Source organism: Streptomyces sp. B6B3 (assembly GCF_039871525.1).
Taxonomy (GTDB): Bacteria; Actinomycetota; Actinomycetes; order Streptomycetales; family Streptomycetaceae; genus Streptomyces.
In genome coordinates, this window is sequence record NZ_JBDPLU010000022.1 from 137,346 (window position 1) to 147,796 (window position 10,451).

9 protein-coding genes and 1 tRNA gene are annotated in these 10,451 nt (G+C 75.0%); 8 read left to right on the forward strand and 2 right to left on the reverse strand.

Annotation, left to right across the window (positions count from 1 at the left end):
- Positions 1 to 6: 6 nt before the first annotated feature.
- From ABGB06_RS32755 to ABGB06_RS32780, 6 genes are all read left to right on the forward strand, one after another.
- Positions 7 to 1,209 (forward strand): ROK family transcriptional regulator, encoded by a 1,203-nt coding sequence (locus ABGB06_RS32755; protein ID WP_347596767.1) that lies wholly within the window; start codon positions 7 to 9, stop codon positions 1,207 to 1,209.
- Between the two features lie 163 nt (positions 1,210 to 1,372).
- The gene (locus ABGB06_RS32760; RefSeq protein ID WP_347596770.1) at positions 1,373 to 2,026 is read left to right on the forward strand and encodes a peptidoglycan recognition family protein; all 654 of its coding nucleotides are present in this window, start codon (positions 1,373 to 1,375) and stop codon (positions 2,024 to 2,026) included.
- 158 nt (positions 2,027 to 2,184) lie between these two features.
- Positions 2,185 to 2,883, forward strand: a complete 699-nt coding sequence (locus ABGB06_RS32765) for a hypothetical protein (protein ID WP_347596773.1) — start codon at positions 2,185 to 2,187, stop codon at positions 2,881 to 2,883.
- 8 nt (positions 2,884 to 2,891) lie between these two features.
- Positions 2,892 to 3,662: a hypothetical protein gene (locus ABGB06_RS32770; RefSeq protein ID WP_347596776.1), complete on the forward strand. Its 771-nt coding sequence runs from the start codon at positions 2,892 to 2,894 to the stop codon at positions 3,660 to 3,662.
- A 53-nt stretch (positions 3,663 to 3,715) separates the two neighbouring features.
- The gene (locus ABGB06_RS32775; RefSeq protein WP_347596779.1) at positions 3,716 to 5,221 is read left to right on the forward strand and encodes an acyl-CoA synthetase; all 1,506 of its coding nucleotides are present in this window, start codon (positions 3,716 to 3,718) and stop codon (positions 5,219 to 5,221) included.
- Between the two features lie 23 nt (positions 5,222 to 5,244).
- Entirely contained in the window at positions 5,245 to 6,558 is a 1,314-nt protein-coding gene (locus ABGB06_RS32780) for a carboxyl transferase domain-containing protein (RefSeq protein ID WP_347596805.1), read from the forward strand.
- Here the strand turns inward: ABGB06_RS32780 and ABGB06_RS32785 are convergent.
- Positions 6,496 to 7,635, reverse strand: a complete 1,140-nt coding sequence (locus ABGB06_RS32785; protein ID WP_347596782.1) for an MsnO8 family LLM class oxidoreductase — start codon at positions 7,633 to 7,635, stop codon at positions 6,496 to 6,498. The genes ABGB06_RS32780 and ABGB06_RS32785 overlap by 63 nt on opposite strands.
- A gap of 69 nt (positions 7,636 to 7,704) precedes the next feature.
- Positions 7,705 to 8,679, reverse strand: coding sequence for an acetylxylan esterase (locus ABGB06_RS32790; RefSeq protein WP_347596785.1), 975 nt, complete (start codon positions 8,677 to 8,679; stop codon positions 7,705 to 7,707).
- Between the two features lie 102 nt (positions 8,680 to 8,781).
- Here ABGB06_RS32790 and ABGB06_RS32795 point away from each other — a divergent pair, with 102 nt between their 5' ends.
- Both ABGB06_RS32795 and ABGB06_RS32800 read left to right on the forward strand, forming a co-directional pair.
- Complete coding sequence (locus ABGB06_RS32795; RefSeq protein WP_347596788.1) at positions 8,782 to 10,233, forward strand: lipase maturation factor family protein; 1,452 nt, start codon at positions 8,782 to 8,784, stop codon at positions 10,231 to 10,233.
- A gap of 71 nt (positions 10,234 to 10,304) precedes the next feature.
- Positions 10,305 to 10,381: transfer RNA gene (locus tag ABGB06_RS32800), tRNA-Pro, on the forward strand.
- Positions 10,382 to 10,451 lie beyond the last annotated feature (70 nt).

The window sequence follows — 10,451 nt, forward strand, 5'->3', positions numbered from 1 at the left end:
CTCCAGGTGGCCCAGCCCGCACCGCAGTCCCAGGCGGAGATCCGGCAGCGCAACCTGTCCCGGGTGCTGCACGCCGTGGCCGAGGCCGGCCCGCTGTCCCGCGCCGGCGTCGCCGGCCGCATCGGCCTGACCAGGGGTGCCGTCTCCACCATGGTCGACGAGCTGCTCCGGGCCGGGCTGCTGGTCGAGCAGGGGCCGGGACGGTCGGGCACGGTGGGCCGCCCCGGCACCCAGCTGCTGCTGAGCGACCGCGGCCCGTGCGGCCTCGGCGCCGAGATCGGCGTGGACCATCTGGCCGTCTGCGTGATGGACCTGCGCGGGCAGGTGCGGGCGCGCCTCAGCCAGCAGGCCCACAACCGGCAGAGCGAGCCGGGGACGGTGCTGGACGCGCTGTCCGGGCTGCTGCGCCGGGCCGCGGAACAGACCGTGGCGGCGGGGCTGCGGCCGGCCGGGCTGACCGTCGCCGTACCGGGGCTGGTCGCCCGGGGCACCACGAAGGTGCTGCGGGCGCCCAACCTCGGCTGGCGGGACACGGACCTGGGCGGGCTGCTGCCGGCCGACCTCGGTCCCGTCGTGGTGGAGAACGAGGCCAACCTGGGTGCGCTGGGCGAGCTCTGGTCCGGCCTGTGGTCGGAACAGGAGCGGGCTCCCGGCAGCTTCGTGCACGTCTCGGCGGAGATCGGGATCGGCGCCGCGGTCGTGGTGGACGGCGAACTGCTGCGCGGCGCCCACGGCTTCGCCGGCGAGCTCGGCCACATGCCGGTGCGCCCGGACGGACGGCCGTGCACCTGCGGCGGCCGCGGCTGCCTGGAGACCTACGCCGGCGAGGAGGCGGTGCTGCGAGCCGCCGGCCTACGGCCCGGACCCGCCGTGCGGCTGGGCGCGTTGACCGGGCGCTGCGAGGCCGGCGAGCCCGTGGCGCTGCGGGCGGTGCGGCGCGCCGGCACGGCGCTGGGCATCGCACTGTCCGGCGCGGTCAACCTGCTGGACCCGGAACAGGTGGTGATCGGCGGCGCGTTGGCCCGGTTCGGTCCCTGGCTGCTGCCGCCGGTCCGGCGGGAGTTGGCACGCCGGACCACCGCCGCCGCGGGCGGCCGGAGCACGCCGGTGCCGGTGACCGCGTCGCCGTTGGGCCCGGACGGGCCGCTGCTGGGCGCCGCCCGGCACGCGATACGCACGACGCTCGACGCGCCGGGCGGCGTCGCCTGAGCACGCGTGCCGGCCGCGGCCCGGTGCCCGACGGGCCCACGGGCAGGGCCGGTTGGCGGACCCACCGACCCTTGGCAGGCCCCGGCGTTGCCGTCAGCATGAGGAGAAACGTTCCGCCTCGTCGCGTCGCCACCCCGTAGTCCGACTCCTCCCGGGAGCCCGCATGGTCCTGCCCAGCCCACGGTTCCGCCCCTCCCGCCGGGCCATGCTGCGCGGCGGCGCGGCGCTGGCCGTCGCCACGACCACCGTGACCGCGTCCGCGGCCGACGCGGTCCCCGGCGCCTCCCGGCGTGCCGCCACGCCCCGGCCGGCGGGCGGCGGCGTCTCCCCCGCCGACTTCCCCGACGTCGTGTGGGCCCCGGCCGACGCGTCCAACTTCACGGTCGCGACCCGTCCCCACGACCATCCGGTGGAGTTCGTCGTGATCCACGTGGCGCAGGAGACGTTCCAGGACACCATCGGCATCTTCCAGAACCCGTCCAGCGACGTCTCGGCGCACTACGTGGTGGCGTCTGCCGACGGCCGCACAGCGCAGTGCGTGCACGACGCGGACATCGGCTGGCACGCGGGCAACTGGGACTACAACACCCGCAGCATCGGCATCGAGCACGAGGGATGGGTCGACGAGCCCGCATGGTTCACCGACGTGCTCTACGAGCGCTCGGCGGTGCTCACCGCACACCTCTGCGAGAGCCACGGCATCCCGAAGACCCGGGCGCACATCATCGGGCACAACGAGGTGCCGGGTGCCACCCACACGGACCCGGGCCCGTTGTGGGACTGGGAACGTTATCTGGATCTGGTCAACTCCGCCTGAGCCGTGGGCCGTCGGTGGCCCACCGTCCGGTGCGTGAGGCGCGGCTGATTCGCCGGGGAACGGCCACCGCCAATCGCCAATGAGCCAAGTTTCATCACATCAGGCGAATTTCCTCCTCTGATCTCATAACTTCGGCCCCAGCTGCGCAAGATCGCACCATGAAGGGAAGTCGGGGAGCGCGGCGGTCCGCCGCGGTCGTGGCGGTGACCTGTGTCGCGCTACTCGCGGGCGTCGCGCCGGGCTCGGCCGACGCATGCGCCGACGCGACCACCACCGGGTGTCACGAGCCGCCCCCGCACCACTGGCCGCCCTGGCCGCCGATCCCCTGTTGGCCCCTGGGGCACTGGCTGCCCTGGCCGCCCATTCCTCCCTGGCTGCCCTGCGAGCCACCGCCGAAGCCGCCGGAGCCGACGCCCACACCCACGCCGACTCCCACCCCTACCCCGACGCCGACTCCCACGCCGACTCCGCCCGAGCCCACGCCGTCGCCCTCGCCCACGCCGGAGCCCACTCCGACGCCTGAGCCCACGCCGGAACCGACACCGGAACCGACGCCGACGCCATCCCCCGAGCCCGAGCCCGCACCCGTCGAGGCCACGCCGACGCCGTCCCCCGAGCCGACACCCGAGCCCGAGCCCGAGGCGACGCCCGAGCCCGAGCCCACCCCGTCGCCGACCGCCTCGCCGACCGCCTCGCCGACGTCGGCGCTGATCGACGCGCTGCAACTGCCGGCCAACGACCCGCCGTCGGACTCCGGCGGCTCGCTCGTCGGCCGGACGCTGCTGATCGTCGCCCCCGCCGTGCTGGCCGCGGCCGCGCTGCGACCGCGTTCCGGTTCCCGCTCACGACACTCCTAGGAGGTCCGGTGTCCGAATGGCTTTCCCTGGCCATCATCGTCCTCGCCACCTGCGGCATCGTGGTGCTCCTGGCCATGGTCCGGCAACGCCGGGTCGGCGAGGACGACGACCCGTCGGAGACGCCGGACGTCATGGAGTACATGACGATGATGATCGGCGTGGTCTACGCCATCGTCCTGGGCCTGGCCATCGCCGGCGTATGGGAGGCGAACAGCGCCGCGGGCGCCCAGGTGCAGCAGGAGGCGCAGGCGCTGCACGAGATCTCCCAGCAGGTCGAGGTCTTTCCCGAGGACGTCAGGGAGGACGTTCAGGAGGCGATCGGCACCTACGTCGCGTACACCGTGAACGAGGAGTGGGACCACATGCTGGACCACGGTGAGCTCACCGCCCAGGGCAACGAGTTGCTGCACGGCGTGCGCACGGCGGTGAACCAGTACGAGCCCCAGACCGTGCGCGAGGCGACGGCCTACCAGGGCATGTTCGACCGGCTGTCGGTGGCGAAGGAGGGGCGCGCCGGACGCGCCGAGAGCGCCCAGTCCACCATGCCGCAGGTGGTCTGGATCGGGCTCTTCACCGGCGCCGTCGTCGTGATCGGCCTGGTGTTCATGCTGCAGATCCAGCAGACGACGCGGCAGCTGGTGATCGCCGGTCTCTTCACCGCACTGATCTCGTTCCTGCTCTACCTCGTCTGGTTCTTCGACGCGCCCTACGCGCGGGCGCTCGACGACGCCACCGAGGCGTTCACCCTGCTCTTCCCCGAGGCCGGCCGCGGGTCCTAGCGCCACGCCCAACGCCCGCCGCGCCGGCGGGTGCGGGCCGTAGCATGAGGCAGATGATCGCTCTGCTTCCGGCCCTGGCCGGCGCGCTCGACAAGCCGGCGCTGTGCTTCGGCGACCAGACGCTCGACCACGCCCGGCTGCGGGCGGAGTCCGGCGCGCTGGCCCGCCGACTGGCCGGGCGGTCCAGGGTGGCGGTGTGGGCCACGGCCACCCTGGACACCGCGGTGGCGACGGTGGGCGCGCTGGAGGCGGGCGTGCCCGCGGTACCGGTGAACCCGCGGATCGGCGAGCGCGAGTTGGCGCACATCCTCGCCGACTCCGCGCCCGAGGCGCTGCTGGCCGCGCCCGACGCCGTGCTGCCGGAGCCGCTCGCGGCGCTCCCCCGGCTGGCGCCGCGACCCGGGCCCGCGCCGGAGGTGACGCTCCCGGACGACACGGACGACACGGGCGGCACGCACGGCACGCACGACCCCGTGGAGCCGGGCGGCGCGCACGACCCCGAGCGGACCGCGTTGATCGTCTACACGTCGGGCACCACGGGGCCGCCCAAGGGAGTGCTGCTCCCCCACCGGGCGATCGCCAGCACCCTGGACGCGTTGGCCGAGGCCTGGCAGTGGACCTGCGACGACGTGGTGGTGCACGCGCTGCCGCTCTTCCACGTGCACGGCCTGGTGATCGGCGTGCTCGGGCCGCTGCGGCGCGGCGGCACGGTGCGCCACCTCGGCCGGTTCTCCCCCGAGGCCGCGGCCGACGCGCTGGCCGGCGACGGCACGGTGCTGTTCGGGGTGCCCACCATGTACCACCGGCTGGCCGAGGCGGCCGGGGCGGACCCGGCCGTCGCCCGCGCGCTGGCCGGCGCCCGGCTGCTGGTCTCCGGCTCGGCGCCGCTGCCCCTGCCCGACCACGAGCGGATCCGGGCCGCGACCGGGCGGCGGGTGATCGAGCGGTACGGGCTGACCGAGACCCTGATGAACACGAGCGTGCGGGTCGACGGCCCCGACGCCGCCGGCACGGTGGGGGTGCCGTTGCGGGGCGTGGAGCTGCGGCTGGTGGACGACGCCGGGGCCGAGATGACGGCGGAGGACGGCGAGACCATCGGCGAGATCCAGGTACGCGGCCCCAACGTCTTCACCGGGTACCTGAACCGCCCGGACGCCACCGCCCAGGCGTTCGACGGCGAACCGGGGCAGGGCTGGTTCCGCACCGGCGACATGGCGACCCGCGACGCGGCGGGCCGGTACCGGCTCGTGGGGCGGCGGTCCACCGACCTCATCAAGAGCGGCGGCTACAAGATCGGCGCGGGCGAGATCGAGAACGCGCTGCTCGACCACCCGGGCGTGGCGGAGGCGGCCGTCACCGCCGAGCCCGACCCGGACCTCGGCGAGCGGATCATCGCCTGGGTGGTGCCGCGGGACGGCGACAGCCCGCCCTCCGCGACGGACCTCAGCGACCACGTGGTCCGGCAGCTCGCCGCGCACAAGCGGCCGCGCGAGGTCCGGTTCCGGCCGGCGCTGCCGCGCAACGCCCTGGGCAAGATCCTCAAACGGGAGTTGGCGTGACGACGGCCGCGGCCGGCTCCACGATGCCGGCCCGGCGGCTGATCGCCACCCTGACATGCGCGTTCACCGAGCTGCCGCAGCGCTCCGCCACGGCCGCGGACCTCCCCGGCGGGGGCGGGCCGCTCGGCTGGCGCGGCTACGACGAGGCCCGGGCGCGGGCCAGGGAGCGCACCGGCGAGACCGAGTCCGTGGTGTGCGGCCTCGGCCGGTTCGGCGACGTCGAGGCGGTGCTGATCGCCTTCGAGTTCGGCTTCCTCGGCGGCTCGATCGGCGCGGCCACCGGCGACCGCGTAGAGAACGCCTTCATCACCGCCCGGGACCTGTCGCTTCCCGTGGTCTCCGTGATCGCCAGCGGCGGCAGCCGGATGCAGGAGGGCATGCACGCGCTGACCCAGCTGCAACGGATCGCCCGGCAGATGGTGCGGCTGCGGGCCGCCGGCCTGCCCCATCTGGCGGTGCTCGTGGGCCCGGTCACCGGCGGCGGCTGGGCCACGCTCGGCGCCGGCTCGGACGTGCGGCTGGCGTTGCCCGGCGCGCAGGTCGGCTTCGCCGGCTCCCGGGTGCGGCCGGCCGACGCGGACCCCGACGCGTACACGGCGGAGGCGAAGTTCGCGCTCGGCCAGGTGGACCGGATCGTGCCGCCGGAGGAGTTGCCGTCCGCCGTCGACCGCTGGCTCGCCCTGCTGACCACCCCGGCCGCCGGTCCGGTGGCGCCGCCGCACGCGCTGCGGGACACGCCGCTGCCGGAGACCGGGTGGGCGGCCGTGCACCAGGCGCGGGCGCCGGAGCGGCCCCGCGCCGAGGCGTACCTGGACGCGTACCTCGACGAGCGCGAGCCGCTGGCCTGCCCCGATCCCGGCGTCCTGTGCGGCTTCGGCCGGCGCCACGGCCGGACCGTGGGCTATGTGGCACAGCTCGGCACCGCCACCCGTCCGGCCGGCTTCCGGGCCGCGACCCGGCTGCTCCGGCTCGCCGACCGGCTCTCGGTGCCGGTGCTGACGCTGGTGGACACGCCGGGGGCGGCCAACGGGGCGGACGCGGAGCGCGAGGGGGTCGGCCCGGCGATCGCCGAGGCGATCACGGCGGTGGCGGCCAGCCGGATCCCGGTCACCACCCTGCTGGTCGGCGAGGGCGGCTCCGGCGGCGCGGTGGCCCTGACCGCGTCCGGCCGGACCTGGGTGACCCCGGACAGCTACTACTCGGTCATCGCCCCCGAGCTCGCGGCGGCGATCCTGAAGCGCGGCCCCGACGAGGTGCGGGGCACGGCGGAGCAGCTACGGCTGCGCCCGCAGGACCTGGTCGAGCTGGGACTGGCGCGCGGCGTCGTGCCGGTCTGAGGCGGGCGCGCCGGCCGGCGGCGCGAGACCGGCCAGCCGCGCCAGCCGCCCGTACGAGTCGAGCCGCGCGGCGGTGTCGTGGCTGGTGAGGGTCACCAGCACCTCGTCCGCTCCGGTGCGGTCGATCAGTCCGGCCAGCCGGCGCGTCACGGCCGCCTCGTCGCCGTACAGCTGGCCGGCGCGGGCCTCGTCCAGATGCCGCCGCTCCCGTTCGGACAGCGGGCGCCCGAGCACGTCGCCGGGCGACGGCAGCGGCGGGAAGACGCCGCGGGTGCGGGAGACGGCGGTGGCCCACGCCTCGGGCAGCTGCAGCAGAGCGGCGGCCTCGTGGTCGGCGGCGACCGCCACGTTGACGGCGAGCAGCACGTACGGGCGGCCGCCGCGCGGTCCCGGGCGAAACGCGGTGCGGTAGCGCTCCAGGGCGGCCAGCGTCCTGGTCTCGTCGGCGAGGTTCGCCATGACGAGGGGGAGCCCGAACGCGGCGGCGGTCTCCGCGCCCGAGCCGACGGCCAGCACGTAGGCGGGGACGCGCAGGCCGTGGGCCGGCACGGCGGTCACCGCCGGCCCTCGGGGCCAGGCGGCCGTGTCTGGTTCGGCGTCGGCGGCCGCGGCCGCGGCTGCCGCTGGGTCGAAGTAGGCGAGGAGCTCGGCCAGTTGCTCGGGGAACCGGTCGGCGGCCTCCTTCCCCGCGCCGAGGGCGTCCCGCACCGCCCCGGTGAAGCCGACCGAGCGCCCCAGGCCCATGTCGACGCGGCCGGGGAACAACGACTCCAGCACGCCGAACTGCTCGGCCACCACCAGCGGCCGGTGGTTCGGCAGCATCACCCCGCCCGTGCCCACCCGGATCCGGGAGGTGGCGGCGGCCACCGCGGCGGCCAGCACCGTCGGCGCCGAGCCGGCCACCCCGGGGACGCCGTGGTGCTCCGCCACCCAGAAGCGGTGGTAGCCGAGTGCCTCGACCCGCACCGCGGCGTCCACGGTCTCCCGGAGCGCCGCGGCGGGCCGTTGTCCCTCGCGGATCAGCGCCCGGTCCAGCACGGACCAGCGCACCGACCGCAGCCGCTCGATGTCGTCCACACCTGGTTCAACAGCGGCGGGCCGCCGGGATTCCCGGCCGGGACCGTTCGCTCAGCTCGATCCGCTCGCTCAGCCGGACAGTCCGCGGGCGGCCAGCCAGCGCAGCTGCTCCTCGCTCTGCGACGCCCGGCCGCCGCCGTGGTCGCCGTAGTGCCAGACGGTGATCTCCTTGGGCCCCGCGTAGCGGTTGTAGGCCGCGTAGACGGTGGACGGCGGGCAGACGTCGTCCATCAGGGCCACGCTGAACAGCACCGGCGCGGTGGCGCGGGGCGCGAAGTGCACGCCGTCGAAGTAGTTCAGGGTGCTGAAGACCTCGTCCGGGTCCACCCGCTTGTGCACCCCGAGGTAGCGCGCCAGCTCCGGGTACGGACCGGCGGAGGCGATCTCGGAGGCGTGCCGGTAGTGGCACAGGAAGGGCACGTCGACCAGCGCGCCGGCCACCGCGTCGCCGACCAGGCCCGCCGTCGCCAGCGCCAGGCCGCCGCCCTGGCTGCCGCCGGAGACCACGATCCGGTCCGCGTCCACCGCCGGGTGCTCGCGCAGCGCGTCGACGGCCCGCACGCAGTCGGTCATCAGCCGGCGGTAGTAGTAGTGCTGCGGGTCGGTGATGCCGCGGGTCATGAAGCCGCCCACGAACTGCGGGGCGGGCGACGGGTCGGCGTCCGGGGTGTCGTGGCCCTGGCCGCGGCTGTCCACCACGAGGTTCGCGTAGCCGGCGGCGCTCCACAGCAGGTGCTCCAGGTACAGCCCACGCCCGCCGCTGTACCCGATGTAGGTGACCACGCCGGGCAGCGGCCGCTCCGCGCCGCGGGGCAGCAGCAGCCAGGCGGCTATCGGCTCCCCGTTCCAGCCGGGGAAGCGCACGTCGTAGACGTCCACGCCGGTGAGCGGTGAGTCGGGCACCGGCCGGTACTCGGCGGGCCCGGTGGCGGCACCGCGGGCCGCGTCCAGAGTGCTGGTCCAGAAGTCGTCGAAGTCCTCGGGCTCGGTCACCGCGGGTTCGTAGGTCCGCAGACTCTCCAACGACATGTCCGTCAACGGCATGCGATGCGCCTTTCCTGCAAGCGATTACCGCGGGAAAGCTACGTGGCGCCGAGATCCCCGTCAACGGCTGCCCCGGCGCTCACCAGGTGGTACGGATGGACCATGGACTGGATCGCCTACCCCGACGCGTGGCTGAGCCGGCTGGTCCTGCAACGCGGGCTGGCCGTCGTCTACCTGGTCGCGTTCCTCGGCGCGGTCCGCGAGTTCCGGGTGCTGGCCGGGGAGCGGGGACTCACGCCGGCGCCCGACTTCCTGCGTCAGGTGCCGTTCCGGAACGCACCCGGCCTCTTCCAGCTGCGCTACTCCGACCGGCTGCTCGGCACCGTCGCCTGGCTGGGCGCGGCGCTGGCCGCGGCGGTGGCGGCCGGCGCGGCGGACGCGGTCCCGCTCTGGGCGTCGATGGCGCTGTGGTTCGTGCTGTGGCTGCTGTACCTGTCGATCGTCAACGCCGGACAGGTGTGGTACGGCTACGGCTGGGAGTCGCTGCTGCTGGAGGCCGGTTTCCTGGCGATCTTCCTGGGCAACGACGCCATCGCGCCGCCGACCGTCGCGCTCTACCTGGTCGTCTGGCTGGTCTTCCGGGTCGAACTGGGCGCCGGGCTGATCAAGTGGCGCGGCGACTCCTGCTGGCGCAGGCTGACCTGCCTGTACTACCACCACGAGACGCAGCCGATGCCGGGCCCGCTGAGCTGGTTCTTCCACCGGCTGCCCGCCCCGCTGCACCGGGTGGAGGTCGCGGCGAACCACGTCGCCCAGCTGATCGTTCCGTTCGCGCTCCTCCTGCCCCAGCCGGTGGCGACGTGGGCGGCGCTCGTCGTCATCGTGACCCAGCTGTGGCTCGTCGCCTCCGGGAACTTCGCCTGGCTGAACTGGCTGACGATGCTGCTCGCCGTCGCGGCGGTCGACGGGGCGCTCGCCGCCCGTCACCTCCCGCTCCCGGAAGCACCCGCGGACCAGCCGGACGCGCCGGCGTGGTTCACGGCGGCCGTCCTGGGCCTCGCGGCCCTGGTCGCGGTCCTCAGCTACTGGCCGGTCCGCAACCTGGTCTCCCCGGGACAGGCGATGAACCGCTCCTACAACAGCCTCCACCTGGTCAACGCCTACGGGGCGTTCGGCACGGTGACCCGGGTGCGGCACGAGATCGTCCTGGAGGGCACCGCTGACCGGGTGCTGACCGACGAGACCCGGTGGCAGGCGTACGAGTTCCGCGGCAAGCCGGGGGCCCCGGGCCGGCTGCCGCGCCAGTTCGCGCCGTTCCACCTCCGCCTGGACTGGCAGATGTGGTTCGCCGCGCTGGCCCCGCACCTCCCCCGCCCGTGGATGCGCGGGCTCGTGCACCGGCTGCTGGCGGGCGACCGCGCCACCCTCCGACTGCTCCGCGTCAACCCCTTCCCCGACGCGCCCCCCGCATGGGTGCGCGCCCGGCTCTACCGCTACCGCTTCTCCACCTGGCGGGAGCTCCGCGCCACCGGCGAATGGTGGCACCGCACCCCCCTCGGCGATCACCTCCCGCCACACGCCCTCGACCGCCCCGGCCCCGACGCCCCAGGCTGAGCGAGCACTGCGCCGCATGAGGTACAGTTCTGCTGCACGGTGACCTTGGGGAACGGCACCAACACCGGCAACGGGACGTGGCGCAGCTTGGTAGCGCACCTGACTGGGGGTCAGGGGGTCGTGGGTTCAAATCCCGCCGTCCCGACCAGCATCTTCGCAGGTCAGAGGCTGTCTCCGCGTTTCGCGGGGGCGGCCTTTCGTATGTGCGCATGCTCCCA